We start from the raw sequence: 25,534 nt of genomic DNA, 5'->3' as shown, positions 1-25,534 counted from the left end.
GATGCGACTAACAACGTTAGATGAACCGAACATAGTTAGGTTGGTGGTCGGCTCGATGCTCATCGCCGGAAAGTTGCACGGCCGCGTGGCACCTGCGGTGCTGATCGTGCCGGGCCTACTGCTGGCCGCGGCCGGGATGTTCATCCTGACTCGGCTCACCGAGGAAAGCACGGCTGTGCTGGCGCTGTATCTCATTCCCGCGTTGCTACTCACCGGGTTCGGGCTCGGCTGCGTCATGCCACCGACCGCGAGTCTGGCGACCGCCGGAATTCGATTTCAGGACACGGGAGCCGCCTCGGCGGCCTATAACGCCGCACAGCAACTCGGCGCCGCGCTCGGCACCGCACTGCTCAACACCATCGCGATCAGTGCCGCGGCAACCTATTCGGCAACCAACCGGGATGCCGCGCCTGGCGCGGCATCCGTGCATGGCTACGGAACGGCGCTGGCAGTCGGCTGCGCAATCCTCGTCGCCGCGGCTTGCCTGGCCGCGGTGCTGCTATCCCGCGCATCGGAAACAACACCGCGGCGGGCGGCCGAACCGGCGTCCGTGGTCTCGCCCCGGCCCTGATTCTCACAACTCGGAAAAGGAAGCACACCATGAAAATGGAGACAGTCACCGTCGTCGATGGATATGTACCGGTCATCGACATATCGACTCGTGCCGAAGGGATCGGACGAGCTGCCCTTGCCGACGCGATCGGTACTGCCTGCGCTGATTCGGGATTCTTTGTCATCGTCGGTCACGGTGTTCGACCAGAACTCATCGAGCGGATGTATTCGGTGACCAAGGAATTCTTCCGGCTCCCCGATGCCGAGAAGAACGACGTAGCGCACCGCCCCGGGGTGTCCGGGTTCCGCAGATTCGGGGGTACCACGGCGCAGAGTCTGGACCAGCAGACGCCACCGGACCTCTGCGAAGCCTTCGGCGTCCACGTGACCGGAGATATGAGCGAGGTGGAACGCGCCAGGCTCGGTGACTACAGCGCGACCTGGCAGTTGGCCAACGCATGGCCCAGCGTTCCCACCGCTTTCAAGGACACCTGGCACGAATACATGACCACGATGGCAGACCTGTCCGCTGACCTGATGCGCCTGTTCGCGCTCGCGCTCGAACTGGAGGAGGAGTACTTCGACGACAAGTTCGCCAACCATGTCTCCTCACTCGTCGCGAACTACTACTACCCGCAAGTCACCGAACCCCTGCCCGGCCAACTGCGCCGCGGTGCGCACACCGACTTCGGTGGCTTGACCGTGCTCTACCAGGAAGACCACCTCAGTGGACTGCAAGTCCTGCACGGCAGCGACCAATGGCGAGATGTGCGGGCCATCCCCGGCAGCTTCGTGGTGAACATCGGCGACCTCATGGCGTTGTGGACCGGTGGCCGATGGGTGTCGACCATGCATCGTGTCGTCAACCCGGAACACGGAGATATCTCCTCGCGCCTGTCCATCCCGTTCTTCTACCAACCCAACCACGACGCGATCGTCGAACCACTGCCGTCGACCGCACCGACCGACGGCTCCGCCCCCGTCATCGCGGGCAAGTGGATAGCGGAAAAGATGGCAAAGCTGTTTTCCACCTAGGTCCGACGAGCAAGCCGCACCGCAAGGCGCCCATCCGAGTCGACCGCGATCGCCCGGCGACCCTGCCGGTGTCGGCCCCGGGTGGGCACCCCTGCGGGGTCGACACCGAGGTCGTGCCCGCCGGTGATCTCATCCCGGAAACGGATCACCAGGAACAGGCCGTAGTCGATGGCCATACCCAGCCCGAGCAGCGAGGCAATGTTCACCGCATCGGGGGATGCCGTGTGTCCGGAGCCCCCCACCTGGACCGATAGGCTGAGGACATCGCGGGCGTGCACCGTAGTCACGATGTGCCCGGGGTGTTTGCCGCCGATCGGAGGAAGAGGGTTATGACCACCGCTGTCGAGCACGTCGACGTGCTCATCGTCGGTGCCGGGCTTTCCGGTATCGGCGCGGCCTGCCATCTGCGCCGGGCCTTCCCACGGCGGACCTTTCTACTCCTGGAGAGTCGTGCGACCCTGGGCGGAACGTGGGATCTGTTCCGCTACCCCGGGGTTCGCTCCGACTCCGACATGTACACCCTCGGCTATCGGTTCAAGCCGTGGCTGGGGGACAGCTCGATCGCCGACGGCGGCGCCATCCTCGACTACCTGCGCGAGACTGCCACCGAGCACGACATCGACCGGCACATCCGCTACGGGCATCAGGTCCGGCGGGCCGAATGGTCCTCGGCGGACAACCGCTGGACCGTACACGCCGAGCGCACCGACACCGGCGAAATCGTCACGCTCACCGCGGGATTCCTGTTCTCGTGCTCCGGATACTACCGCTATGGGGAGGGCTACACTCCCGAGTTCGCCGGCACCGAGCGGTTCGCCGGGCCGATCGTGCATCCCCAGTTCTGGCCGGAGGATCTCGACTGCGCAGGCAAGAAAGTGGTGCTGATCGGTAGCGGCGCCACCGCGGTGACGCTCGGCCCCGCGCTCACCGAGCAGGGCGCGCACGTGACGATGGTGCAGCGCAGTCCCAGCTACATCATCTCCGCGCCGGCGCGTGACGGACTGGCGCTCGCCGCTCGCCGTGTCCTGCCGGCTCGCGTCGCGTACGCGGTGGCCCGCGTCGAGAACGTCGCGGTGTCGACCGCGTTCTACCAGCTCAGCAGGCGGTATCCGGAAGGCATGCGCAAACGCATTCGCGGCTGGCAGGAGCGGTGGTTGCCCACCGGCTACGACATCGACACCCACTTCACGCCGCGGTACGACCCGTGGGACCAGCGGCTGTGCCTCGCTCCGAACGGCGATTTCTTCCGCGCCATCCGCGACGGCACCCTCGAGGTTGTCACCGACCGGATCGAGACCTTCACCGCGCACGGTCTGACACTCGCCTCGGGCGCCACGCTGGAGGCCGACATCGTGGTCACGGCAACGGGATTGAATCTGCTGGCGTTCGGCGGTCTCGAACTCGTGGTGGACGGTAAGCCCGTGATGCTCTCGGCGAGCATGGCCTACAAGGCGATGATGCTGTCCGACGTGCCGAACTTCGCCTACGTGATCGGCTACACCAACGCCTCGTGGACGCTGAAGGCGGATCTGGTCTCCGAGTATGTTGTTCGGCTGCTGAAACACATGGATGAGCACGGTTATGTGCGCTGCGCGCCGGTTCGCGATCCCGAGGTGGGCGCGGAATCCCTCTTTGTGAACTTCAATCCCGGCTATGTGCGGCGGGCGGCGAATCTGTTCCCGATCCAGGGTGATCGCGCGCCGTGGCGGCTGCGCATGAACTATCTGCGCGACCTGGTCACGCTCCGGTACGGCTCGCTCGCCGACCGCGCGATGCGTTTCGAGCGCGCACGGCGGTCCGAGCCGGTCGCGACAAGGGACTAGGTCTCGGTGTCCGGCGCGGAGCGCGCTGTGGCGATCCGTTCGATGACATTCGCGGCGTGCTCGTCGAAACGATTTCGCGGAACGAGTATCTCGCCGTCCAGCCACGGTGGGTAGAGGTAGGCCAGCGCGCCGAAGATGGCACTGGCGTTGAGCGCGTTGTCGAACTCGTCGGGCACCGAGTCGCTCGCGCCGATGATCAGTGCGATCGGCGCGGTGAACAATCCGATGAGTTCATGGGCGTGCGGCATCAGCACCGGCGTGGCCTGAGATTCCACGAACATGATGCGGCCGCGTCGGCGGTCCTCCAGCAGGTAGTCGGTGAAGACGCCGACCATGTGGCGGAACATCGCGTCGCGTTCGATCGGCGCATTGCGTAGCTCCTCGAGCAGCCGGTCGCGCGCACCGAGGACCACGGTGTCGAGCACGGTGGTCAGCAGCGCGTCCAGGTTGGGGAAGCTCTCGTAGAAGTAGCGCTCCGTCAGCCCGGCCTGCCTGCACACGCCACGCATCGAGGTCTCCGCGGCGCCGACGGTGGCCATCAACTCTGTGCACGCTTCGATCAGCTGTTCCCGGCGGGCGGCGACCCGATCGGCGGGAGAGCGTCCGCGCCAGTGGCGCATACCCGGAACCGAACCGTCCGCTTCGACCATGGCGCCATCCTCTCATAGCTACTTAATTGACATCATGTGATGTTGACAGCATGTGATGTCACCAATAGATTGCAAGAACGACGACTAACGATGAGGGGTGTGATATGGGCCCTGCCGCCTACGCCGACCAGGCACACGCGATCAACGCACGCGCCGTCGACTTCGATTTCACCACGGTGCCGATGCATTACATCCCCGGCGAAACGATGGCCACACACATCATCAATGTGATGCACCTGGTGCTACCGGAAGGCGAACGCGCGATGGCGCAGACGCTCGCCGAAGCGCTACCCCTGATCGAGGACGAGCGACTACGCGAGGAAGTCCGCGGCTTCATCGGCCAGGAGTCCATGCACGCGAACTCGCACGAGAAGGCGCGGCGGCAGCTGGAACGGCTCGGTCTCGAGGTCGGCCCGATGGTAGAGGGCGTCGCGTGGTTGATCGACCGCGTGCTCGGCGACCACGGGCTGACCGGCCGGGCCAAGCACGAGTGGCTGTGCGAGCGGCTGGCGTTGTTCGCAGGCATGGAGCACTACACCGCCGTCATCGGCGAATGGCTACTGACCAACGACAAACTGGATGCCAAGGGCATGCACCCGGCGATGCTGGACCTCATCCGCTGGCACGGCGCCGAAGAGGTCGAGCACCGCAACGTGGTCTACGACGCGTACATGTACGTCGACGGCGGCTACGGGCGTAAGGCGCGGCAGGCGCTCATCGCCAGTTCGGGATTGCTCGTCCTGTTCGTCATCTCGGGCGGTTACTTGTTCCACAAGGACCCGTCCAGGAACAAGGGGCGCTTCTGGCCGCTACAGCTGGCCAGCGCGTCGGTCCGGGGGGTGGTGCCCAGCCTCACTACCTTCTTCACCGAAATCCCGCGTTACCTGCGGCCGGGCTTCCACCCGTCGCAGCTGGGTCCGAAGGACAACGCGCTACGCTACCTCGCCCAATCGCCCGCAGCACGGGCGGCGGACGCATGACGGCCGTCGGTGAGCGGTTCCGCCCCGGCGCCGCGCTGCGGCTGATCGGTTCGGCGGCCGACGCGTACAAGCGAGTCTTTGTCGAAGGCGATGCCGCGCAGCTGCTTTCGCGTCCGCACCCGGTGCGGCGCACCGGCTACGACTTCGAGGTGGTCATCGAGCGGATCGAGCAGGAGGCCGACGAAGTGGTCAGCCTGACGCTGCGCGACCCGGACGGTGCGCCGCTGCCCGCGTGGACGCCCGGCGCGCATCTCGACGTCTTACTGCCGTCGGGTCGCCAGCGGCAGTACTCGCTCACCGGCGACCCGGACGACCGCCGCTCCTACCGGATCGCGGTGCGTCTGATCGTCGGCGGCGAGGGCGGCTCCGTGGAGATCCACCGGCGGCTGCGGGCGGGTGACCGACTCCGTGTGCGGGGGCCGCGCAACGCCTTCGCGTTCGTTGAGGCGCCCTGCTACCTGTTCGTCGCGGGCGGCATCGGGATCACGCCGATCCTGCCGATGGTCGCCGCAGCCGAACGTGCCGGGGTGCCCTGGCGGCTGATGTATCTGGGCCGCACCAGGTCGCGGATGCCGTTTCTGTACGAGCTCGCCGAGTGCACCGGCGGCGACGTGGTGGTGCGACCGGACGACGAGTTCGGCGCCCCGGACGCCAGAATGATCTTCGAGCAGGCGCCGACCGGTGCCGCGGTGTATGTCTGCGGGCCGCCTCCGCTGGCCGAGGCCGCGCGAGCGGTGCTCGCGCTGCACGACCCGACGGTCTCGCTGCACACCGAGCGGTTCTCGCCGCTGCCCGTGCAGGACGGCGAGCCGTTCCGTATCCGTCTGCACCGCAGTGGATTCGACGTGGAGGTGGCCGCCGACGAGTCCGCGCTCGCTGCGGTCCGCCGGGTGCTCCCCGGCGTCGCGTACTCCTGCCAACAGGGCTTCTGCGGCACCTGTAAGACCCGGGTGCGGGCAGGCTTGGTGGAGCACCGGGACCGCCTGCTGCCCGACGCCGAACGGGAGCACGCCATGCTGATCTGCGTATCCCGTTCGCGCGGTGGCGAACTCGAACTGGATTTGTGAGTTCGGCGGGTAACGGCGCCTGTGTGCGAGAGGAAGACATGACAGTGCTTGCGGACGCGCGACACGTCCCGATCGCGGTGATCGGGGCGGGTATCGCCGGTGTGGGGCTGGCGGTGTCGCTGCGCGCCGCGGGAATCGACGACTTCGTGGTGCTCGAACGCGCCGACGACCTCGGCGGGACCTGGCGGGCGAACACCTATCCCGGCTGTGCCTGCGACGTGCCGTCGCAGCTGTACTCGTACTCCTTCGCGCCCAACCCGAACTGGTCGCGCACCTACGGCACCCAACAGGAGATCCTGGCCTACATCCGGTCGGTCGCGGTTCGCCACGATGTGGTGCGCCATATGCGGTTCGGCACCGAACTGCTGGAGGCGCGCTGGGACGACGCGGCGAGCAGGTGGCGGGTGCGCACCACCCGTGGCGAACTGACCGCCGACGTGCTGGTGTCGGCGGTGGGGCCGTTCAGCGAGGCGCAGGTTCCTCGGCTGCCCGGCGCGGACACGTTCGAAGGAACGCAGTTCCACTCACTGCACTGGGATCACGAACATGATCTCACCGGCGAGCGTGTCGCGGTGATCGGCACCGGCGCCTCGGCGGTGCAGTTCATCCCCGAGATCCAGCCGAGGGTAGGCAGGCTGACCGTGTTCCAGCGCTCGGCGCCGTGGATCGTTTCGCGGCTGGACCGGCGCACGCTGCCCGCCGAACGGGCCCTGCTACGCCGTGTCCCTGCGCTCGGCAAGGCGCTGCGCGGTCTCTACTACACCGGCATAGAGGGATTCGGCCTGGTCGGCTTCGTGGACAAGCGATTCCGGCACCCGTATGAGGCGGTGGCCAAACTACAGCTGCTGCGCCAGGTCCGTGACCCCGCTCTGCGTCGCAAGCTCACCCCCGACTACGTGATCGGCTGCAAGCGCGCGATCTTCTCCGACGCCTACTACCCGGCACTGACCGAACCGAATGTCGAGGTGGTGACCGAGGGCATCGAGGAGATCCGTGCCAACTCCATCCTCAGCGCCGACGGTGTCGAGCACGAGGTGGACACGATCATCTGGGGCACTGGATTCGGCGTGCCGCCGGCGGTTTTCGACCGCGTGCACGGTACCGACGGCCGCTCGATCGGCGACCGCTACCGAGAACGTCCGAGCAGCTACCTCGGCGCGACGCTCGCGGGATTCCCCAACTTCTTCTGTACGCTCGGGCCGTTCGGTGCGGCGGGCAATCAGTCCGCGATTTATATGATCGAGGCGCAGGTTCGCTATATCGTCGATGCCGTGACCACCATGCGCGCGCGGAACATTCGCCGGATCGATGTGCGTGAGGAGGTCCAGCGGGCCTTCCTCGACGAGGTGAGCGAACGCAGCCGCGACACCGCCTGGCTCACCGGCGGCTGCCGCAGCTATTACCAGACGGCCGACGGTGGCAACGCGGGCCTATATCCGAACTGGAGCTTCGAATATCGGCGGCGCACAAGCCGGTTCGATCCGGAGTCCTACGAGGTGCGGGTCCGGTGAGCATCATGGGCCTGCTGCGTCAGGTGCTTCCGCTCCCCGTCCCGTTCGCCCCGGAAACGCTGGATGTGCGGGGTCGGGTGGTCGTGATCACCGGTGCGGGCACCGGCATCGGCCGCGCCCTCGCCGAAAAGCTCTACGCCACGGGCGCTTCGCTGGCGCTGATCGACATCGACCAGGCGGCCGCCGCGGCGGTCGGACGCTCGATGGGGGAGCGCGCGCTGGTTGTGCGTGCGGACGTGTCCGATCGAATCGGCATGCGCGAGGCCATGTCCCGGGTGCGTGCCCGATTCGGCCGGATCGATGTGGTGGTGGCCAACGCGGGGGTGGTGCCCCAGCTTGCGACGATCCGGACGATGAACCCCGGTGATTTCGATCGCGTTATCGGCATCAACGTGACCGGCGTGTTCAACACCGTGCACCCGGCGCTGGACGACATCATCACCGCCAAGGGGCATGTCGTGGTGGTCTCGTCCGCCGCGGCGTTCGCGCCGGGCATGGGCGGCTCGCCCTACATGGTGAGCAAGGCCGCGGTCGAGCAGTTCGGGCGGGCATTGCGGGTCGAGCTGGCCGCGGTCGGGGCCACCGCCGGTGTCGCGTATTTCGGCATCGTCGACACCGCGATGACGCATGGCACCCTCGACGAGGACGAGCTGGGCGCCGATCTCGGAGCACTGCTGCCCTGGCCGCTGAACCGTCGGATCACCGTGCGGGACGCGGCGGAATCCGTCGCGCAGGGCATCGCACACCGTGCGCCGCGCACTATCGCGCCGCCGCAGTGGGAGCTCTACGCCCTGTTCCGCGGCGTGATCAACGTGGTGCTCGACAACCAGCTCGCGCGCGACCCGCGCGTGCACGCTCTGATCCACCGCGTCGAACAGCGGATCGCCGAGAGCCGCCCGATCAGCCCGGTGCCGCGCTGAGCCGCGGCTCGTCGCTCACGGAGCAGTGGGAAAGATCCCCTGGAGCGCCAGCGCGTATTCCAGGGCCGTGGCCGCGGGCCCAGTCGAGGTAGGCGTCGATCAGCCGGATGCCGAGCTCGACCGGTTCGTCCGTGCCGGTCAGTGCCGTGTGGATGCCGTTGACCAGCCCCTCGTTGGAGCTGTCGAGCACCGCGTGCAGCGGTTCGATCGAGAGCTTGCTGTCAGGTGCGGCTGGTGATTCGCAGCCATCGCTGACTGTCGTGGCCGACGTCGGTCAGGTGGGGCGGGTGCCGATCACAACGGTCGCGTAATGCTCGTCGGACTCCGCGATTCGGCCTTCGAGTCCATGCCTTGCCAGCACGGCGAGCGCGACCGGCGCCTGCTGCTCGCTGGACTCGACGAGCAGGTGACCGCCCTGGGCGAGCCAGGAGGGTGCCTCGGCGACGACGCGGCGGAAGATGTCGAGTCCGTCGGCTCCGCCGTCGAGGGCGATGCGCGGTTCGTGGTCGCGGGCCTCCGGGGGCATCCGCGCGATCATCTCCGAGGGGACATACGGGGTATTGCAGAGCAGGATGTCGATGCAGCCTCGCAGTTCGTCGGGCAGCGGTTCGAAGAGGTCGCCTTGATAGACCGGGGCGCCGAGCGGGGTGAGATTGCGGCGGGCGCACTCGACCGCGACCGGATCGATGTCGGCCGCCGCCAGCGTCACCGGGCGTGCCTCGGCCGTGATGATCGTGGCGACCGCGGTGCCCAAAGCGCCCGAGCCGCAACACAGGTCGACGACCACCGGGTGGTCGGGCTTGGCGCGGATCAGGTCGGCCGCCTCGTCGACGAGGAACGCGGTCCGTTGCCGTGGCACGAAGACGCCCGGGGATACGGCGACCCGGATCCCATGAAACTCGGCCCAGCCGAGCAGATGCTCCAAGGGGGTGCCGGAGACGCGCTGCGCGACGAGCACCTCGAGTGCGGCACCGGTCTCCGCGGCGGCGGCGGTGAGCAGACGCGCCTCGTCCTCCGCGAACACACAGCCCGCCGCCCGCAGTTGAGCGACCACATCGCTACGTCCGGCTGACATCACCGATCCATCCTGCCGTGCGCCCACGTGATCCCGCCAACGGATTTTTCGGCGTACCCGGCCGGGGACCCGCACCTGCACAAACACCAGAGCGGGTGCTGATCCCCGTGCGATCAGTGTGCGATGCTCAGCTGGAAAGTACGCACGGCGTCGAGATAGATTCCGCGCTGCGACGGCCTGGCGGGCGGCGGTAGCTGGGAGACCAGCTGCTCGAGCGAGGTCATCGCTCCGACGACCCGCGTGCCCGCGACGATGAAATCGGCGACGGCCCGGCGGATGTGGTTGGGCGAGGTGACCACGATCGCGCTTGTCGCCCCCACATCCCGCAGCATCCTTGTGCTGAACAGGGCGTTCTGCACTGTCGAGCTCGCACGGGTCTCCACGTTGATACGCGCTCCCTGCACACCGTGGCCGATCAGCCAATTGCGCATGGCCTCGGCCTCGGTGATGCCGTTCTGCGGATTGCCGCCGGTGACCACAATTGGCGAACCGGGAGCGGCCAGCGACTGCACCCAGGCGGCCATCAGCCGGTTCTCCAACTCCGGACGCAGTGAGCCGTCTGGGAGCAGGCCGTAGCCGAGGACGACGATGCCGGTCTGGGGTCCGACCAGCGCAGGCAGTGGATTGGGCAGGGTGCCGACCGCGGCGCGGATGGCGCCGAGGACGTTGTCGGTGCCTCGCGCCATGTCCGGGTCGACGACGTGCAGCCGCCCGATGGCGCCGGCGAACGCGGGCAGATCGCCCGCGTAGTCGGACCAGATGGCTTGCAGGGCCAGCGCTTCGGCGTGATCGGGATCGGCCCCGATAAGGGTGCGTAGGTCGGCGCGGCCCGCGGCGTCGTTGCCGTCGGTGAAGTTGCGCTGGGCGGAGTTGTAGAGGGCGTCGGTGTCCTGAGCCGCGTGCGCGGGAACACCGGCCGGACCGGTGATGGTGAAGGCCGCGAACGCGGTCGCGACAAGAAACTTCCAATGCCTCGAGTTCTTCACTACAGTCGACACCTTTCCGCGGAGGAACCGAGCTGGTATGTGCTGACAGTTAGCGGGACAAAGCGCTGATCACAATACGGCCACCTGACCTCTATGTAGTGCAATTGCCAGGAAGATTCTTCGACCTATTCTCGGCGCGGGTGCGAACTGGGTGCGGCAGTGGACTGCGCGCAACCGCGCAGGGTATCCGGGATAGGGTGTGTCAACGTGGATACCGTTTCGCTGTCCGGCAAGGAACTCGCCGCCGCCATCAACGCCGACACCAAGGACCGCGCCGCCGCGCTCACCGACCGTGGGGCGCCGCCGCGTCTTGCCCTGATCGTGGCGAACGACGACCCCGCCAGCGCCTGGTATGTGAACTCGCTGCGCAAGGCGGCCGAGCGTCTCGGAATCGCCTGCGACACCGTCGACCTCGGCGCCGATGCGAGTGCCGACGCGATCCGTCAGGAGCTCGCCGCGCGTGGCACGGACGGCGCCACCGATGCGATCATGCTGCAGACTCCGCTCCCCAGTGGCATCACCCTGGAGGATGTGAGCTCCGCGATCGTCGCGACCAAAGATGTCGACGGCGTGAGCCCGCTATCGCTGGGCCTGCTCGCGGCGGGACTCGACGGTTTCGTCCCCGCCACATCCGAGGCGGTGGTCGAGCTGCTGAAGCATCACGACATCCCGCTCTCCGGTCGGCATGTCGTGGTCGTCGGGCGCTCGAATATCGTCGGGAAGCCGCTCGCCCAACTGTTGCTCGCGGAGGACGCCACCGTCACGGTGTGCCATTCCCGCACCGCCGACCTCGCTGCGGTCACCGTCACCGCCGATATCGTGGTCGCCGCGGCGGGCCGCATCGGCTTGGTCTCCGGAAAACACGTCCGCGATGGCGCGGTCGTAGTCGATGTCGGCACCAACGAGGCGCCCGACGGCAAGATCGTGGGCGATGTCGACGCGGAGGCGGCGCGCGGCAAAGCCGCCGGACTCAGCCCGGTGCCGGGCGGTGTCGGCCCGGTCACTACCGCCCTGCTGATGCGTCACGTGGTGGTGGCCGCGGAAAACGCGCGCATGAGCTGAGGCTGCCGCCGAGCGTCGATCCTTCCGGGGCGACACACTGCGTCCGGGCCGGGGAATCGGGGCGGTAATACGGGTGGTCGGCCCGAGTGTCTTGTGCCTCAACGTAGCTGGCTCAGGTTCGTGCGGCGGCGAAATTCACCCCCGGCTGATCGCACTGATCAGGGTGCGGCTGCCTTCTTTGGCCGTGGAGACTATCTGCGGGTTGTAGGCGATCGGGCCGTGGCCGGGGCGATACTCCGTGATCACGACGACATACTGACCCGCGAACGCGCCAGGGGTGATTGCCAGGCAGTGGGTGGTGCCCGCCGGGATGGAGTCGATGCCCTGCTGAATCGCGTCGGCGGTGGGGACCGCGGCGGTGGCGGTGGCGGTGGCGCGGGCCTGCTCGCCGGAGCGGGCCACATAGTAGGCGTGCTGGAAGGCGAAGATCGCGGCTGGTCCGGAGTCGAAACTCCCGATGCCGTTGCCCTGGATCCGGTTGCCGACTCGCTCTGCCGGGCACTGGGTGCCGGGTCGTGTCGCGGGTGCGTTCGCCTGTCTCGGCGTGGACGGTCCGGCCTGCTGGTCGGAGCCGCCGCCCGAGAACTGCATGAAGGCCGCGAAGGTCAGGGCGGCGATGGTGAGCGTGCCGAGAAGCGGTGGCGCCCACCGGCGCTTCGTGCGCCGCGGGCGGGAGCGATCGATCAGACCGGAGAATTCGTCCTCGTAGCACTCGGGTTCCGGCGGCGGGGGTGGCGGTACGGTGAGTTGCGGTGCGGTGGGTAGCTTGTCGACCCACGCGGACCAGTCGCCCTGGTACTCCTCGTCGCCTGTGGGGCGGTTGTCCGGCCCACCGGGGTCGGTGAGCTGAGGATTCCCGCGGTCGTAACCGGGTCGTGCGCTCATCTCCGGTCGATCCATCGCCCCACCTTCATCAGGTCACCGTCAGGTTGTCCGCACCGGCGCGGGCGCGCTCCGCCGCGTTCGTCCCGCCGAATCCACACGCTCCCTGGGAGAATACTGCCCGATACCTGGTTCGAGTACTTCCGCGGGCGCTCAGCAGGCGGGCGTGTCGAGTGCGGCGAGCAGGTCGCGCAGGGTTTCGCGCTGGGGGTCCGAGAGCGTCGCGAACAGTTCCTCGGCGGCCGCGCGACGCGCCTCGGTCATGCCGGTCAGCGCGTCGCTGCCCTCGTCGGTCGGCGTGACCAGGGTGGCGCGTCGATTGGCGGGGTCGGGCGAGCGCGTGACCAGTCCCGCCGCTTCGAGGGCGTCCACGACCGTCGTGGCCGAGCGCGGGACGATGTCCAGGTGTTCGGCGAGCGCGGTCATGTGCAACGGCTCGCCTGTACGTCCGATGATGCGCAGCGCTCTGGCCTGGGCGGGGGTGAGACCGAGCGGGGCCAGTCGGGATACCTGGTTGCGGCGGATGCGTTTGGCCGCGCGCAGGAACAGTTCGGGGAGATCGGTCTCGCCGGAATCCATGATCCTGAGCATAGCTCATTGTTTCGAGGAACAATTATGAGTCATACTCAGTTTTATGCCGTAGTCCCGAAAGGGGGGCGCCCGTGCAGCCTTCACCTCGACTTCGCCGGATCGTCCGGCTCTTCCGGCCCTACCGGGCCCGGCTGGCCTTCGTGGCCGCCCTCGTTTGTCTCTCCTCGGTGGTCGCGCTCGCCTCGCCATTCCTGTTGCGCGCGGTGCTCGACGACGCGGTGCCGCACGGTCGTACGGGCCTGCTGACCTTGCTCGCCGCGGGCATGGTCGTCGTCGCTGTGCTGACCAGCGTATTCGGCGTCCTGCAGACCTATATCTCGACCACGGTCGGCCAAGACGTCATGCACGACCTACGCTCCGCGGTGTACGCACAGTTGCAACGTATGCCGCTGGCGTTCTTCACCAAGACCCGCACCGGCGAGGTGCAGTCCAGGATCGCCAACGACATCGGCGGCATGCAGTCGACTGTCACCTCCACTGCCACATCGCTGGTCTCGAACTTCACCACCGTGGTCGCCGCGGTGATCGCCATGCTGGCACTGGACTGGCGTCTGACCGCCGTCTCGCTGGTGATGCTGCCGCTCTTCGTCTGGGTGAGCCGCCGGGTCGGTGACGAGCGCAGGAAGATCACCACGCGGCGCCAGCAGAAGCTGGCGGGCATGTCGGCGATCGTGGAGGAGTCGCTGTCGGTGAGCGGCATCCTGCTCGGACGCACGATGGGCCGATCGCCCGCGTTGGTCGATACTTTCGTGCGCGAGTCGCGCGGCCTCGTCGACCTGGAGGTCCGGGCGAGCATGGCGGGAAGGTGGCGGCAGTCGACCATTCAGATCATCATGTCCGCCATGCCCGCGGTCATCTACTGGGCGGCCGGGCTGACCGTCGCCGCGGGGCGCCCGCTGGTTTCGATCGGCACGCTGGTCGCGTTCACCACCTTGCAGACGAGCCTGCTGCGGCCGATGGTGCAATTGCTCTCCACCGGGGTGGAGGTGCAGAGCTCCCTGGCGCTGTTCGGCAGGATCTTCGAGTATCTCGACCTGAAGCCGGAGATCGAGGAACCGGTCACGCCGGTGACCCTCCCTGCCGTGCGGGGCGAGATCCGCTTCGAGCACATCGGATTCTCGTACGGCGCGGATACACGAGAAGTATTGAGCGATATCGATATCACCGTTCCCGCAGGCTCGAGTCTGGCCGTGGTCGGCGAAACCGGTTCCGGCAAAACCACTCTCGGCTACCTCGTCGCTCGGCTGTACGACGTGACTTCCGGCCGAGTGACAATCGATGGAATCGATGTGCGCGATTTGTCCTTCGCCGACCTCGCCGCGTCGATCGGCGTGGTCTCCGAGGAGACCTATCTGTTTCACGCCTCGGTCGCCGACAACCTGCGCTTCGCGAAACCTGATGCGACCGAACACGAATTGCACGAGGCCGCCCGCGCGGCGCGCATCCACGATCACATCATGGGCCTGCCCGATGGCTACGACACCGTGGTCGGCGAGCGCGGCTACCGCTTCTCCGGTGGGGAGAAGCAGCGTCTCGCGGTGGCGCGGGTCGTCTTGCGCCGCCCGCCGATCCTGGTGCTCGACGAGGCGACCAGCGCGCTGGACACCCGCACCGAGCAGGAGGTTCAGGAGGCCATCGACGCGCTGTCGGCGAATCGGACCACGATCACCATCGCGCATCGGCTGTCCACCGTTCGCGATGCCGACCAGATCGTCGTACTGGACCGGGGCCAGATCGTCGAACGCGGGGACCATGCCGAACTCATGGAATCCGAGGGACGCTACGCCGCGCTGGTCGTCCGAGACGATGCGCTGAGCGTTGCCGCATAAGTGAAGACCTTGCCGCGGGGCGCTTGCCCGGTTACCAGTGCGTGACTACCGGGTCGCCGACGCCGATCGCATGGTAGACCCATTCGGCGTCATCGGGTGCCAAGTTGATGCAGCCGTGGCTGACGTTCGAATTGCCCTGCTGCTCCACCGACCACGGGGCGGAATGAATGAAAACCCCGCTCCAAGTCAGGCGTTCGGCGAATTCACCCTTGATCACGTAGCCCTCCGGCGAGCTCAGCGGAATGCCGATGGTGCGCGAGTCGAACATCACCGAACGAAACTTCTCCAGCACCGGCCAGGTCCCCGACGGTGTCTCCCAGCCCGGCTTACCCATGGAGGCGGGCATCGTCCGCACGACAGTACCGCCGACGCTCAGCGTGAATGTGTGCGTTGACATGTCCGCGTCGCCGAAGACGCCCGCGTTGGTTCGGAAGTCCGTGTGCGCGTTACCGACTGCGACAGAGATACGGGCGTTGGCGGGCAGGAACCCGGTCGGCGTCCACACCGCCTCGCGGTCGTCGGTCCACGCGAATGTGCCTGTGATCGGTTGGGTAGTTCTGATATCTATGGATTCTTCCGCGCGTGCGCGATCCGGGACGGGAGCGGCGAAATGAATGGTCACGGGATGAGCAACGCCCACCACCTGGCCGTTCGAAGGTCCGATCGCCGCCACCGCCTGCGCGGAGGGACTTCCGATCAGGGTCGCTGTCGCCGCACCCGAACCGAACGCGGCCAGTGCCACGATCACGGTCGCGAGGAACAAGTACCGAATTGCGCTCCTCATGGCTTCCACCCCTTCGAAATGGTGGTAGGCAAAGCAATATTCTAGGCCCGCATGATCAACTCGGCCACCGATGGCCTGGTCCGTGGTCCAGTTGTGACCTGGTGGACCTGCCGACACTGATCGCCTACCCAGTCCGGATGCGAAGAAACCAGCGCTGAGGCAGGCACGGTTCCAGCGGAACGCGAGACCGAAGTGGCCCGGTCAGCGGGCGGGGCCGGATGTGAGCGGCTCCGGCTCGGTCATCGCCCGCGCGTCGAATTCCGCTCGCGCGGCGAGGATTCGGTCCTGGTGCTGCACTGCCCAGACCCCCATGGCGTGGCTGAGTTCGCCGATGCTCGCGCCGAGCTCGGTGAGAGAGTACTCCACCCGCGGCGGCACCGTGGGATAGACCGCACGGCGGACCAGGCCCTCACGCTCCAGGTTACGCAGGGTGCGGGTGAGCATCTTCTGAGTGATGCCGTCGAGGCGGCGACGCAGATCGTTGAAGCGGACCGGTCCGTCGCTGCCGCGCAGCACACTCAGCACCAGAATGACCCACTTGTCGGCGAGGACGGCTAGCACCTCGCGCGCTGGGCAGTGGTGCAAGTAACTCTCGACCAGGCTCGGAGAATCGGACCGGCCACACACAGTATCCATTGGGAACCTCGGTATCAAGAAGGTGCCTTCTTTCCAGAAGGTACCAGGCCGTCGCAGAATCGTCGCATGCTCGCAATAACGCAGAAAGTGTTTGGTGGTCCGGAAGTACTCGACATCGAGGAGGTCGATCGACCGCGTCCCGGAGCGGGGGAGGTGCTGGTTCGGGTAGCCGCGACCAGCGTCAACCCGGCCGACTGGAAGGTGCGCGCCGGGCTCGTCGACAGGATCGGTGAGCCACCGCTCACGCTCGGCTTCGACGTCTCCGGCATCATCGAGGAGCTCGGCCCCGGGGCGGACCGGTTCGGGGTGGGAGATGCGGTGTACGGCATGGTATTCGGCGGTGCGAACGCCGAATATGTTGTGGTGCAGGCACATGCGTTGGCACCGAAGCCGCACCGCATCGACCATGTGCACGCGGCGGCATTGCCGACGGCCGCGCTGACCGCGTGGCAGGCGCTGGCCGCGATCGGCGCCGGCCAGCGCATCCTCGTGCACGCGGCCGCCGGCGGGGTGGGGCATCTCGCGGTGCAGATGGCGAAGCATCGCGGCGCGTACGTGATCGGCACCGCGCGTGCCGCTAACCACGAGTACCTGCGCGGGTTGGGCGCCGACGAGCTGATCGATTACACCGCAACAGATTTCGGCACCGCGGTGCGAGACCTGGATATCGTGCTGGACCTGGTCGGCGGCGAATACGGTTCCCGTTCGGCGCGGGTGCTGCGGCCCGATGGCAGGTTGATCGACACGCAGGGCTCGGACGCGGAGGACGACCCGCGCTACGAGCGCTTCTATGTCGAACCGTCCTGGGTCTCGCTGCGCGAGATCACCACCATGGTCGAGCACGGGTATCTGGGCGTCACGATCGACCAGGTGCTGCCGCTCGCGGAGGTCGCGAAGGCCCACCAGATCAGCGAATCCGGCCGCGTGCGCGGCAAGATCGTGCTGGTTCCGTGGAATCCGCCGGCCTGAGAACGGCGGAACGCGCCGGCGCCGTGGCGATTCGGCACCGGTACCGGCGCTACCTGCGCACCGCGTGCACGACGTCGGCGTGCACGGCGTCCGCGCGAGCGGTCAGTTCGTCGATGCGAATCAGGGTGGCGGCGAAGCGATCGCCCTCCGCCGCGGGCAGCGACGCCACGTTGATCTCGATGTTGAGCTGCGAACTCGCCGCAGCGGCGCGGCAGGCGTCGGCGGCGGCGCCGATGTCGGTGACCACGTTCGGGTTCCCGATCGGCAACAGCTCCGCGGCCAGCGTCAGCACCTCGTCGGCCTCGTCGACGACCGCGGCGGGCACGCGCGCGGCTTCGACCAGCGCGGCATTGATCGCGGCGGTGCGGGCGGCGAGGTCCTCCGGGGTGTCTTTCGGCAGCTTGTAGGCGGCGCCGACGGCCGTGAACGCGGCGGCGTCGGCATCGGCCAGCGCGAGAGCCCGGTCGCGGGCGGCGTCGGCGGCCTCGATGATGCGATCGACCACCGGGCGGTTGTCGGCGTCCTTGGCGCGGGTGGTGTAGCGCGCGACCATCGCCACCAGCGCGGCCGCCTGCGCGGCATGTAACGCGGCCACCGCGCCACCGCCCGGCGCGGGAATCTTGGCGGCCAGATCGCTCAGGTACTGCGTGAGGTTTGCCCTGCCGAAGGACGACGCAGTTTCCGTGGGCGAGGTGCTGGGCTGCGACACGAGAGTGTTGCCTTTCGTTCTACGGCGAGGAGGTGGTCAGGGGTAAACGCTACTCGGTTCCGCCGCACGACCCGGCCGACACCACCGCCTGTCGCACGTTCCCCGTGGCCGGTGCGCGGGCACCGCCTACTCGCCGTTATGTTGAGTGCTATGCGGATCGGATTGGGCATCAACTACTCGGGCGGTTTCAAGGAGGCCGCGGCGGAAGTCGCGGACCTCGAACGGGCCGGTCTGGACATCGTGTTCGTCCCCGAGGCGTACTCGTTCGACGCGGTGAGCGCGCTCGGCTACCTGGCGGCCAAGACCACGCGCTTGCAGCTGGCGTCGGGCATCCTGCAGATCTACACCAGGACCCCGAGCCTGACCGCGATGACCGCGGCGGGCCTGGACTTCGTCTCCGACGGACGCTATGTGCTCGGTCTCGGCGCATCCGGCCCGCAGGTGGTCGAAGGATTCCACGGCGTGCCTTACGACGCGCCGATCGGCCGCACGAGGGAGCTGGTGGAGATCTGCCGGAAGGTCTGGCGGCGCGAACGCCTGGAATACCAGGGCAAGTACTATCAAATCCCGCTGCCCGCCGGGCAGGGCACCGGACTCGGCAAGCCCCTGAAGTTGATCAATCACCCGGTACGGGAACGTATTCCGGTCCTGCTTGCCGCGCTCGGCCCGAAGAACGTGGAGCTGGCCGCTGAGATCGCCGAGGGCTGGCAGCCGATCTTCTTCCTGCCGGAGCGGGCGAAGCAGGTGTGGGGCGATTCGCTCGCGGCGGGCTCGGCCAAGCGCGATCCCGCGCTCGGCGAACTGGATGTCTACGCAGGTCCGGCACTGGCCATCGGCGAGAACGTCGAACCCATGCTCGAGTTCGTGAAGCCGCATCTGGCGCTCTACATCGGTGGCATGGGCGCCAAGAGCAAGAACTTCTACCACGCTCTGGCCACGAAGTACGGCTACGGCGCCGAGGCCGACCGCATCCAGGAGCTGTACCTGGCGGGCAAGAAGGACGAGGCCGCGAAGGCGGTGCCGGACGACCTGGTGCGTGACATCTCCCTGGTCGGCCCTGCGGGCTACGTCAAGGAGCGGGTCGCGGCCTTCAAGGAGGCGGGCGTCACGGTCTTGAACGTTGTCCCGATGGCGGCGACGCCCGCCGAGCGGATCAAGCTGATCGAGCAGCTGCGCGAGTTGGTGTGAGAAAAGCCGCTGCCGCTGTCGGGGATGACAGCGGCAGCGGGCTCCGGTCAGCTCTGCCGGAACGCCGCGAGCGCGGCGTCCAGGGTGGAATGTAGCGCGAACACCTGATCCAGGCTGGTCATCTTCAGCTGACGGCTGGTCGCGGGGCCGTCGGCGACGACAGCGATCGCGGTGGCGGCACCCGCGCGCTGGTGGGCCGCGACGAGCGTCGCCATGCCCGCCGAGGCGAGGAAGCTGACCGCGGTGAGGTCGATGATCAAGGCCGCGGGTTTGCCGCTGAGGATGGCCTCGATCGCGTTCTCCAGCGCCGGGGCTGTCGCCAGATCGACCTCGCCGGCCACCGTCAGCACCGTCGCGCCGTCCTGCGCCGCGATCGTGGTGGTCATCGTGTCCGCCAGGGGATACGCGTCTCCGGAAGTATTGGTCACATCTCCACAACACACAAGTCGCGGCGAATCCGCAACTTTGGAGTGCTCATGGGGTCGAACATACCTCGTGGCGCGACCGGCCCGCCGATGGCAGGAGGTGTGGAACGTGGCCCTGATCGGGGTCATCGAGTACGGCGAGGGGACTGGCCGACGAGGTCGAACGCATCCTGCCTGATCCGGTCAGCTTCCCAAGGTCTGGCCATCACAATCACTTTCAACCGTTGATTGGGTGGTTCCGGAGTCCGAGTTGTTGTGGGTTTGCCGCGAAAGCTGCGGTGCCGAGGTGTGGACGTCGCGAGAAACGACAACTGGGTCGGTGGTTGTTCAGATGATTGCTGTTCAGCGCGCCAGATATAGCCGTTCATTGGGCAAGCGCGGGTAACTACCGGTGTCTCCTGAGGTGACTGTGACATGCTTCGGATACCGATGGGCGCGGCAATCTTGTATGAACAACAGAGCTGCGGTGACGCAAGCCGTGAAATGGAAGAGCACATCACCGAGTTGCACTGATAGGTGCACGTCCTCTTCCTCGGGCTGCGGAGACATCGGATTATCCATGTTCGGCTTCGGCGCGGTCAGGCGCAGCGGGAAGATCTGGGTGCCCATCAATCGCGACGAGCAAGCGGTAATTCATCAGTTCGTTCCTCGGCATGTCCCGATTACGGCCTGTCGCCGCGGGAAAAATTCCTGCCGAGTCCGCAGTGAACCGCCCAGGTGGTCGCAGTTCGGTATGCGGAACTTCCCGCGACCGGGGTAGAAGCGCGGACAGTGGTAGGGCATCCCACCTCGTCCTCGTCGACGTCGACGAGGTGCGCACCGACTGTGGTGGCGGTGCCCGTGTCCAGGGGAAGGGCCATGTGCTTGGCGATTGCGTCGCCGGGCTGCATATCGGTCATGCAATGTCCTCGGATGTCGTCACCAGAAGTACTTGGAGTCAATATCTACGCTGATAGTTATCTGGTGATGTGGGACACACACTATCTACCGATATAGTGGTTGGCAAGGACGGACTAGTCGTCGAGGAGACATGAGCCTTCGTTACGCCCTATTGGCCTTGCTGACCGGGGGTCCACTCACCGGTTACGACGCCGCGAAGCGGTTCGGCGGATCAGTGGGACACGTCTGGCACGCCCCCGATTCCCACATCTACCCGGAACTGCGCCGCATGCACAAGGAAGGCTTGGTCGAATCCGAGCAGGTCCGGTGGGGGCCGCGCAGCACCAAGACGCAGTACCGGATCACCGAGGACGGTGTCGCCGCGTTCCGTCAGTGGATGAATACTCCGCTCGACCATGCCCCCGAGCGCGATGTACACCACATGCAGGCGGCGTACTTCGAATGGGCCGAACCCGAGTATGCGCGTGAAATCCTGCGCCGCCATATCGAGTACTACACGACCCATGTCGAACTGCTCACCGACGTCCGCGACGGCATCCGAGCCGGAACCGATCCCGTGATCGTCCGCCGCCTCGGCAATTACCCCGACCATGAGCACGCACGAATCATCGCCTACAAGGCGTACACCTACGAAGGCATGATCGCGCGCAGCCGAGCCGAAATCGACTGGGCCCGAAGCGGACTCGAACTCGTCGACCGCTTGTCGCAAGGCGGCCCCGAGGACATCGATTCCCCTGATGCGAAGGTGCGGCCTCCCGTTTGACCGACAATGCCACCGCATTCTCGATGTGGTCGAGCTGGAGTGTCTTCGGGTCGAATGCGCGCCGCGTCGGTGACTCGCGGCGGCGGTGAGTAGATCGCAGTCTCTCGACCGGCCTGCCGCGAGTTGACTCACCGTCGAGACGATTCTTCCCGCGATGACGTCGCCTGTTGTGGCCTGATCGACTCCGGCAGGTGAACGAGGATCAGGCCGACGGCGGCGATCAGGAAGTTCTGCAGCGCGGCCGACGACGCGTTCACCTCCTTGTTCGCCCACATTCGGAACCATTCACCCGCGACCGTGAGGAACCCGCCCGCGAAAAGCAGCATCGCCATGGTCCAGCCCAGACTTGACAGTTTCACGGCCACGTCCACCCCGGCTCGAAGCCGGCGCGGGTGCCCCGTCAGTACGCGGCCCCACACGGCTGCGGCGGCAAGCAGCACGAAGGCGATCAAAAACTCCCAGATCACGACGAGGATGTAGGCGACAAGGGCGACGCAGCCGCTGGTGATCGCCCGCCAGTCCGTTCCGGCGTTGTGGATCGTCGATCTCATCGACAGCACGGCGGCAACCCCATGCCGGTTGGTGTCGGTGTCCATGCAGTTGGTGACCGCGACGAACAGATAGTAGAACCCGGTGATCGTTGCCAGCATCGCCACCGCCATCCGGCGGCTACCCACTACGTCGAGAATCCTTGTACCGCTGCGTCTCACATGCCCTACCTCAGGTCGACTATCACCAATGCCGGGCCATCTCGGCGCCGACGTCACGGATTATCGCAAGGCGAACGCCGATGCCGCACCGGAACTCCGGCCGATGCGGCCCAGGTGACTCGCTTGCACTCGTTGTCGGCCGCGGACATCGCGACGGGGACAATCGCGGGGGGCTTGATTCAGGTCGGTCACCGGCGGCAGGCTCTTCGTGACTCGACCCCGGCACTCCGAAAGCGAAACCACCGCAGATCTTTTCGTATCCGCTGGGCGACAGCGTGGCGACGCGCATGCCGCGGTGTCGATGCTTGGTGGTCGCGGTCGGTATGCGTCGTCGTGGTGGTCTACTGGCTCGGGGTGCACTTTGGGCATCCAAACCCTTGACTCGCCGTGCCGAGGGCTCTCAGTGCGTCGAATCGCTCGAAGACGTATATCTTTACGCCGACGGACTTATTTGAATGGCCTTTCGTCCAAGACGCTCCGATCGTGTGACTGCCTCTCGCCCACTGGCTCCTGATCGGAAGGCTCTGCGCCAGATGTCTCCTCGCGACCAGCACGCGAACCGATTCTGTGCAACACCGGTCGGTGGGTGCGTCGGTTTTCTGGTCGCTGGTCGCGAGAAGGGTGTTCCGAGTGGGTCTTAATTGTGTTCGATTATGATGCGAGGCTGTGCGGGTCAGGCCCGGGCCCTCCCCTCATAGGCCTCATTTCTCGTTGACGGCGCTCTTCGTCACTACTTTGCCCATATTGTCGAGGAAGGCTCGGTAGCGAGGAATCATCGCCAGTGACCTCAGATGCAGAAGGCAACACTGCCGAGGGGAAGGCATATCACGACTGATCCTCCGACGGGAGTGGCTGAGTTCGATGGTGACACAACAGATGGAGTCGTGTTTGCCGAAGCTATAGGAGCTGCGACGGCGCCCAGGGACAAGGTCATTGCTGTCGCGGCGAGGATTTTGATTGTTTTGGTAGACATCTTGCATCCTTCTGGTCGGGTGGATGAACGGCTTTGGTCAATCACTCACAACCTTCAGTGTTCGCCTACATGACCGCGGAAGCTAGACAAGGAAATATCAAGTTCCGGGATGTGACGTAACGGGGCGGTCACCGGTGATGTATTCGCGGGTCAGGCGGTGAGTGATCCGGTACACTCCCGTCGGGGTGCTGCATCCTCCCCACAAACTGGTCGAAGTCGACCAGCCGGGGTTTATGCGTAACCTCCGCGCCGGAGATCGAGGCCTATTTCAGCTCTTCATGGAGCAGCGCAAACCGCGAGATGGCGGCACGTCGCTGGGATTCTGACGGATGTATGTATGAAAGCCACACAGCAATTCGATTGTTCATGGCTGGTACCTGCACGCACCTCGAGCAATTCGACTGATATTCCGAGGAGTCGAGTTACAGCCGCGTGTGCGGCGATGATCTGATAAGAACCGGTGCCGAGTAATGCGCTGGCGATGTCATCGCGCCCGGTGTGACACCCCACGGAATTATTCGGGTCTTGTCGTCACCGATGCCAGTGGACAGTTGTGTTGATGAGCCGATGCTGGTGGTCGAGTCAGGACTGCGCGAGTTGGGGTGGGAATCCGCCAGTGGCGATTGGTCCCCACCGGTCGATATGGATGCGGATCAGCGACTTGTTCTGTCGGGCCATTGCTTCGCGGTACTCGCTCCAGTCGGGGTGCTCACCGGAAATGCAGCGGAAGTACTCGACGAGACCGTCCAGTGCCTGTGGCATGTCCAAAACCTCGGCGTGCCCGTCGACTTGGACGTAGGCGCCGTTCCAGTCGTCGGAGATGACGCACATCGATACCTGCGGGTCGCGACGGATGTTGCGGGTCTTGGCGCGGCCCGGATAGGTCGACACCACAATGCGCCCGTCCGGATCGACCCCGCAGGTTACGGGCGAAATCTGCGGACGTCCGTCGGCTCGAGTGGTGATCAGCACGCCCTGGTGGCGGGGGCGCAGAAACTCGAGTAGCGCGGGCCGCTCTACCTTGTCCGCGGTGGCGATGCGTGGCATATACCGATCCTAATTCGGTGACGCCAGCCCTGGGGCAGTCCGGCTGAAAGGTAAGGACCAGTGGCCGCCGCCGTCGCTACCACACGCCGCACAGCCAGTCGAGCACTACCGCGGCGGTCCACGACTGGTTCGTGCTGCCCAGCGGCTCGCCCGTGAAGGGCTCGTAATACTCGCCGAACGAGCCGTCCGACACCAGATGCACCCCCTGGGCACGGAACTCGCTTGCGTGCCGCGGCCAGTCGCGCTGCTCGAACGCCCAGCCGAACAGCCACGTAATCACCGGCCACTGCGGACCACGCCAGTAGCAGCGCGAGTCGAAATCCGGCGACGACGGCGAAATCGACGGTGGCACTGCGGCGAGCAGGTGCGGGTTGCCTGACCAGTTCGTGCCGTCCAGGGTCGACATGAGTCGTTTCTCGACGTCGCCGGGCAGGCCGCCGCACAGCAGCGGCGCGAACCCGGCGATCGACTCGGTGGTCAGCCACCGACCGTGCCTGATGTCGCGGTCGCGTGCCATACCGGTCTCGGGATCGACGCTGTCGGCGACCGCGTCCCGCGACCGCGCCGCCCACGTGCGGAGTTCGCCGATCTGCCCGGGATCGCATCCGAGGTCCGCGCCGACCGCGGCGAGCGCATCGCTGGCCAGGGCGAATACCGCCGTGGTGAACACGTCGCCCACCAGGAAGCTCGACGTGCGCACGACCTCGTCGGGCTGGTAGTTCACGCGCCTCATCTGCTCGATGAGCCACAGGTATCGGTCGTATTCGTCGCTGCCGGGACGCTCACTCGCGTCGTTCACCTGCTGCAGGTCGAGCCGCACGTACGGCGGCAGATCCGGGCCGGGAACGACGGCCGCGTAGGGCTCGTCCCAGCGTGGTGAGTTGTCCATTCCGGACTCCCACCCATGCACGATCGCCACCAATCCACTCGCATCGGGCATGCGGTGCCGCGCGATCCACCGATGCCAGCGATACAGTGCGGGCCACGCGCGTTCGGCGAACCGCTCGGCCAGCTCCGCGTCGGACTGCGAGGTCTTGCGCGCGATCTCGACGATCCGCCGCAGTGCGATCGCGTGCACCGGCGGCTGGCAAATCCCCGACGTGCGAACATCGGACGGTGCCTGCGGCGCGGAATCGGTTCGCCAGCGGTCCGGGCCCGGGAAATAGTTGCTGTCGTCGGTGAACACGATGTGCGGGATCATCCCGTCGCCCCACTGCGCGTCCAACAGTGTGCTCAGCTCCGTGACAGCGCGGCTCACGTCGAGATACGCCAGTCCGATCGAGATGAACGCGGCATCCCAGCTCCACATGTGCGGGTAGAGCTTGGGTGCGGCGGTGACCAGCGTGCCGGTGTCGTTGTCGCGCAGGACCAGCGTCGCCTTGGCGACAAGACGGGCGGGCTGGAAATGGATATCGCGGTCGCCCGCGGCGGTGATCACCCGGCCTCCTGTGTCTTGCGGGGGTTCCC

At 66.5% G+C, this 25,534-nt stretch carries 26 protein-coding genes and 1 pseudogene; 12 read left to right on the top strand and 15 right to left on the bottom strand.

All coding sequences use genetic code 11. The annotated features are described in order from the left end of the window. The first annotated feature begins 43 nt into the window (after positions 1-43). Positions 44-571, top strand: coding sequence for an MFS transporter (locus OHB12_RS10395; RefSeq protein ID WP_327118472.1), 528 nt, complete (start codon positions 44-46; stop codon positions 569-571). A gap of 29 nt (positions 572-600) precedes the next feature. Further along, complete coding sequence (locus OHB12_RS10390; RefSeq protein WP_327118470.1) at positions 601-1,587, top strand: isopenicillin N synthase family dioxygenase; 987 nt, start codon at positions 601-603, stop codon at positions 1,585-1,587. 107 nt (positions 1,588-1,694) lie between these two features. Here OHB12_RS10390 and OHB12_RS36235 read toward each other — a convergent pair. Further along, positions 1,695-1,991: pseudogene (locus OHB12_RS36235) on the bottom strand (MMPL family transporter); the annotation flags it as partial. Between OHB12_RS36235 and OHB12_RS10380 the strand changes: the two are divergent. Further along, positions 1,917-3,410, top strand: a complete 1,494-nt coding sequence (locus tag OHB12_RS10380) for a flavin-containing monooxygenase (RefSeq protein ID WP_327118466.1) — start codon at positions 1,917-1,919, stop codon at positions 3,408-3,410. The pseudogene OHB12_RS36235 and the gene OHB12_RS10380 overlap by 75 nt on opposite strands. Here the strand turns inward: OHB12_RS10380 and OHB12_RS10375 are convergent. Then, complete coding sequence (locus OHB12_RS10375; RefSeq protein WP_327118464.1) at positions 3,407-4,060, bottom strand: TetR/AcrR family transcriptional regulator; 654 nt, start codon at positions 4,058-4,060, stop codon at positions 3,407-3,409. The two genes, OHB12_RS10380 and OHB12_RS10375, sit on opposite strands and share 4 nt — an antisense overlap. Before the next feature lie 104 nt (positions 4,061-4,164). On the opposite strand from OHB12_RS10375, the gene OHB12_RS10370 reads away from it, so the two are divergent. The 4 genes from OHB12_RS10370 to OHB12_RS10355 are packed head-to-tail and all read left to right on the top strand — an operon-like array spanning position 4,165 to position 8,538. Continuing rightward, entirely contained in the window at positions 4,165-5,040 is an 876-nt protein-coding gene (locus OHB12_RS10370) for a metal-dependent hydrolase (RefSeq protein WP_327118462.1), read from the top strand. Continuing rightward, entirely contained in the window at positions 5,037-6,107 is a 1,071-nt protein-coding gene (locus OHB12_RS10365; RefSeq protein WP_327118460.1) for a PDR/VanB family oxidoreductase, read from the top strand. The genes OHB12_RS10370 and OHB12_RS10365 overlap by 4 nt, the downstream gene beginning before the upstream one ends. Before the next feature lie 38 nt (positions 6,108-6,145). Next, a complete protein-coding gene (locus OHB12_RS10360; protein ID WP_327118458.1) occupies positions 6,146-7,618 on the top strand; it encodes a flavin-containing monooxygenase in 1,473 nt (490 codons plus the stop codon). A 5-nt stretch (positions 7,619-7,623) separates the two neighbouring features. Beyond that, positions 7,624-8,538, top strand: coding sequence for a short-chain dehydrogenase/reductase (locus OHB12_RS10355; RefSeq protein ID WP_327120992.1), 915 nt, complete (start codon positions 7,624-7,626; stop codon positions 8,536-8,538). On the opposite strand, the gene OHB12_RS10350 is transcribed toward OHB12_RS10355, so the two are convergent. The 3 genes from OHB12_RS10350 to OHB12_RS10340 form a co-directional block, all read right to left on the bottom strand. Beyond that, on the bottom strand, positions 8,519-8,728 hold the full coding sequence (locus OHB12_RS10350) for a hypothetical protein (RefSeq protein ID WP_327118456.1): 210 nt from the start codon (positions 8,726-8,728) through the stop codon (positions 8,519-8,521). The genes OHB12_RS10355 and OHB12_RS10350 overlap by 20 nt on opposite strands. An 84-nt stretch (positions 8,729-8,812) precedes the next feature. After that, positions 8,813-9,613, bottom strand: coding sequence for a putative protein N(5)-glutamine methyltransferase (locus OHB12_RS10345; RefSeq protein ID WP_327120990.1), 801 nt, complete (start codon positions 9,611-9,613; stop codon positions 8,813-8,815). Between the two features lie 113 nt (positions 9,614-9,726). Continuing rightward, a complete protein-coding gene (locus OHB12_RS10340; protein WP_327118454.1) occupies positions 9,727-10,599 on the bottom strand; it encodes a YdcF family protein in 873 nt (290 codons plus the stop codon). A 207-nt stretch (positions 10,600-10,806) separates the two neighbouring features. On the opposite strand from OHB12_RS10340, the gene OHB12_RS10335 reads away from it, so the two are divergent. Continuing rightward, positions 10,807-11,661, top strand: a complete 855-nt coding sequence (locus tag OHB12_RS10335) for a bifunctional 5,10-methylenetetrahydrofolate dehydrogenase/5,10-methenyltetrahydrofolate cyclohydrolase (RefSeq protein WP_327118452.1) — start codon at positions 10,807-10,809, stop codon at positions 11,659-11,661. Between the two features lie 135 nt (positions 11,662-11,796). Here OHB12_RS10335 and OHB12_RS10330 read toward each other — a convergent pair whose 3' ends face one another. After that, positions 11,797-12,546, bottom strand: coding sequence for a hypothetical protein (locus OHB12_RS10330; RefSeq protein ID WP_327118450.1), 750 nt, complete (start codon positions 12,544-12,546; stop codon positions 11,797-11,799). Between the two features lie 150 nt (positions 12,547-12,696). Continuing rightward, positions 12,697-13,134: a MarR family winged helix-turn-helix transcriptional regulator gene (locus OHB12_RS10325; RefSeq protein WP_327118448.1), complete on the bottom strand. Its 438-nt coding sequence runs from the start codon at positions 13,132-13,134 to the stop codon at positions 12,697-12,699. Between the two features lie 71 nt (positions 13,135-13,205). On the opposite strand from OHB12_RS10325, the gene OHB12_RS10320 reads away from it, so the two are divergent. Beyond that, the gene (locus tag OHB12_RS10320; protein ID WP_327118446.1) at positions 13,206-14,963 is read left to right on the top strand and encodes an ABC transporter ATP-binding protein; all 1,758 of its coding nucleotides are present in this window, start codon (positions 13,206-13,208) and stop codon (positions 14,961-14,963) included. A 31-nt stretch (positions 14,964-14,994) separates the two neighbouring features. Here the strand turns inward: OHB12_RS10320 and OHB12_RS10315 are convergent, their stop codons facing one another. Both OHB12_RS10315 and OHB12_RS10310 read right to left on the bottom strand, forming a co-directional pair. Next, a complete protein-coding gene (locus OHB12_RS10315) occupies positions 14,995-15,747 on the bottom strand; it encodes a L,D-transpeptidase (protein WP_327118444.1) in 753 nt (250 codons plus the stop codon). A 201-nt stretch (positions 15,748-15,948) separates the two neighbouring features. Next, complete coding sequence (locus OHB12_RS10310) at positions 15,949-16,383, bottom strand: winged helix-turn-helix transcriptional regulator (protein WP_327118442.1); 435 nt, start codon at positions 16,381-16,383, stop codon at positions 15,949-15,951. Positions 16,384-16,449: 66 nt separating this feature from the next. Here OHB12_RS10310 and OHB12_RS10305 point away from each other — a divergent pair, with 66 nt between their 5' ends. After that, positions 16,450-17,352, top strand: a complete 903-nt coding sequence (locus tag OHB12_RS10305; RefSeq protein WP_327118440.1) for an NADP-dependent oxidoreductase — start codon at positions 16,450-16,452, stop codon at positions 17,350-17,352. A 49-nt stretch (positions 17,353-17,401) separates the two neighbouring features. Here OHB12_RS10305 and OHB12_RS10300 read toward each other — a convergent pair whose 3' ends face one another. Next, entirely contained in the window at positions 17,402-18,061 is a 660-nt protein-coding gene (locus tag OHB12_RS10300; RefSeq protein ID WP_327118438.1) for a cyclodeaminase/cyclohydrolase family protein, read from the bottom strand. 150 nt (positions 18,062-18,211) lie between these two features. On the opposite strand from OHB12_RS10300, the gene OHB12_RS10295 reads away from it, so the two are divergent. Continuing rightward, positions 18,212-19,249 (top strand): LLM class F420-dependent oxidoreductase, encoded by a 1,038-nt coding sequence (locus OHB12_RS10295; protein WP_327118436.1) that lies wholly within the window; start codon positions 18,212-18,214, stop codon positions 19,247-19,249. 47 nt (positions 19,250-19,296) lie between these two features. Here OHB12_RS10295 and OHB12_RS10290 read toward each other — a convergent pair whose 3' ends face one another. Both OHB12_RS10290 and OHB12_RS10285 read right to left on the bottom strand, forming a co-directional pair. Continuing rightward, positions 19,297-19,635, bottom strand: a complete 339-nt coding sequence (locus OHB12_RS10290; RefSeq protein ID WP_327118434.1) for an STAS domain-containing protein — start codon at positions 19,633-19,635, stop codon at positions 19,297-19,299. Positions 19,636-20,016: 381 nt separating this feature from the next. After that, the gene (locus OHB12_RS10285) at positions 20,017-20,283 is read right to left on the bottom strand and encodes a hypothetical protein (RefSeq protein ID WP_327118432.1); all 267 of its coding nucleotides are present in this window, start codon (positions 20,281-20,283) and stop codon (positions 20,017-20,019) included. Between the two features lie 421 nt (positions 20,284-20,704). On the opposite strand from OHB12_RS10285, the gene OHB12_RS10280 reads away from it, so the two are divergent. Next, positions 20,705-21,337 (top strand): PadR family transcriptional regulator, encoded by a 633-nt coding sequence (locus tag OHB12_RS10280; RefSeq protein WP_327118429.1) that lies wholly within the window; start codon positions 20,705-20,707, stop codon positions 21,335-21,337. Positions 21,338-21,465: 128 nt separating this feature from the next. Here OHB12_RS10280 and OHB12_RS10275 read toward each other — a convergent pair whose 3' ends face one another. The 3 genes from OHB12_RS10275 to ggh all read right to left on the bottom strand — a co-directional run bounded on the left by OHB12_RS10275 (position 21,466) and on the right by ggh (position 25,505). Continuing rightward, a complete protein-coding gene (locus OHB12_RS10275) occupies positions 21,466-22,047 on the bottom strand; it encodes a DUF2165 domain-containing protein (RefSeq protein ID WP_327118427.1) in 582 nt (193 codons plus the stop codon). 1,555 nt (positions 22,048-23,602) lie between these two features. Continuing rightward, a complete protein-coding gene (locus OHB12_RS10270; RefSeq protein ID WP_327118425.1) occupies positions 23,603-24,067 on the bottom strand; it encodes a PPOX class F420-dependent oxidoreductase in 465 nt (154 codons plus the stop codon). A gap of 76 nt (positions 24,068-24,143) precedes the next feature. Continuing rightward, entirely contained in the window at positions 24,144-25,505 is a 1,362-nt protein-coding gene (gene ggh, locus OHB12_RS10265; RefSeq protein ID WP_327118423.1) for a glucosylglycerate hydrolase, read from the bottom strand. Between the last annotated feature and the right edge of the window lie 29 nt (positions 25,506-25,534).

This window comes from Nocardia sp. NBC_01730 (genome assembly GCF_035920445.1).
Classification (GTDB): Bacteria; Actinomycetota; Actinomycetes; order Mycobacteriales; family Mycobacteriaceae; genus Nocardia.
This window is presented reverse-complemented; position numbering and strand designations above follow the sequence as displayed.

Excerpts from the sequence above, each read along its gene's own strand:
- OHB12_RS10390 (WP_327118470.1), top strand. The coding sequence starts at position 601 with ATGAAAATGGAGACAGTCACCGTCGTCGATGGATATGTACCGGTCATC.
- OHB12_RS10380 (WP_327118466.1), top strand. The coding sequence starts at position 1,917 with ATGACCACCGCTGTCGAGCACGTCGACGTGCTCATCGTCGGTGCCGGG.
- OHB12_RS10375 (WP_327118464.1), bottom strand. The coding sequence starts at position 4,060 with ATGGTCGAAGCGGACGGTTCGGTTCCGGGTATGCGCCACTGGCGCGGA.
- OHB12_RS10370 (WP_327118462.1), top strand. The coding sequence starts at position 4,165 with ATGGGCCCTGCCGCCTACGCCGACCAGGCACACGCGATCAACGCACGC.
- OHB12_RS10365 (WP_327118460.1), top strand. The coding sequence starts at position 5,037 with ATGACGGCCGTCGGTGAGCGGTTCCGCCCCGGCGCCGCGCTGCGGCTG.
- OHB12_RS10360 (WP_327118458.1), top strand. The coding sequence starts at position 6,146 with ATGACAGTGCTTGCGGACGCGCGACACGTCCCGATCGCGGTGATCGGG.
- OHB12_RS10355 (WP_327120992.1), top strand. The coding sequence starts at position 7,624 with ATGGGCCTGCTGCGTCAGGTGCTTCCGCTCCCCGTCCCGTTCGCCCCG.
- OHB12_RS10345 (WP_327120990.1), bottom strand. The coding sequence starts at position 9,613 with ATGTCAGCCGGACGTAGCGATGTGGTCGCTCAACTGCGGGCGGCGGGC.
- OHB12_RS10330 (WP_327118450.1), bottom strand. The coding sequence starts at position 12,546 with ATGAGCGCACGACCCGGTTACGACCGCGGGAATCCTCAGCTCACCGAC.
- OHB12_RS10325 (WP_327118448.1), bottom strand. The coding sequence starts at position 13,134 with ATGCTCAGGATCATGGATTCCGGCGAGACCGATCTCCCCGAACTGTTC.
- OHB12_RS10315 (WP_327118444.1), bottom strand. The coding sequence starts at position 15,747 with ATGAGGAGCGCAATTCGGTACTTGTTCCTCGCGACCGTGATCGTGGCA.
- OHB12_RS10310 (WP_327118442.1), bottom strand. The coding sequence starts at position 16,383 with ATGGATACTGTGTGTGGCCGGTCCGATTCTCCGAGCCTGGTCGAGAGT.
- OHB12_RS10305 (WP_327118440.1), top strand. The coding sequence starts at position 16,450 with ATGCTCGCAATAACGCAGAAAGTGTTTGGTGGTCCGGAAGTACTCGAC.
- OHB12_RS10295 (WP_327118436.1), top strand. The coding sequence starts at position 18,212 with ATGCGGATCGGATTGGGCATCAACTACTCGGGCGGTTTCAAGGAGGCC.
- OHB12_RS10290 (WP_327118434.1), bottom strand. The coding sequence starts at position 19,635 with ATGACCACCACGATCGCGGCGCAGGACGGCGCGACGGTGCTGACGGTG.
- OHB12_RS10285 (WP_327118432.1), bottom strand. The coding sequence starts at position 20,283 with ATGGGCACCCAGATCTTCCCGCTGCGCCTGACCGCGCCGAAGCCGAAC.
- OHB12_RS10280 (WP_327118429.1), top strand. The coding sequence starts at position 20,705 with ATGAGCCTTCGTTACGCCCTATTGGCCTTGCTGACCGGGGGTCCACTC.
- OHB12_RS10270 (WP_327118425.1), bottom strand. The coding sequence starts at position 24,067 with ATGCCACGCATCGCCACCGCGGACAAGGTAGAGCGGCCCGCGCTACTC.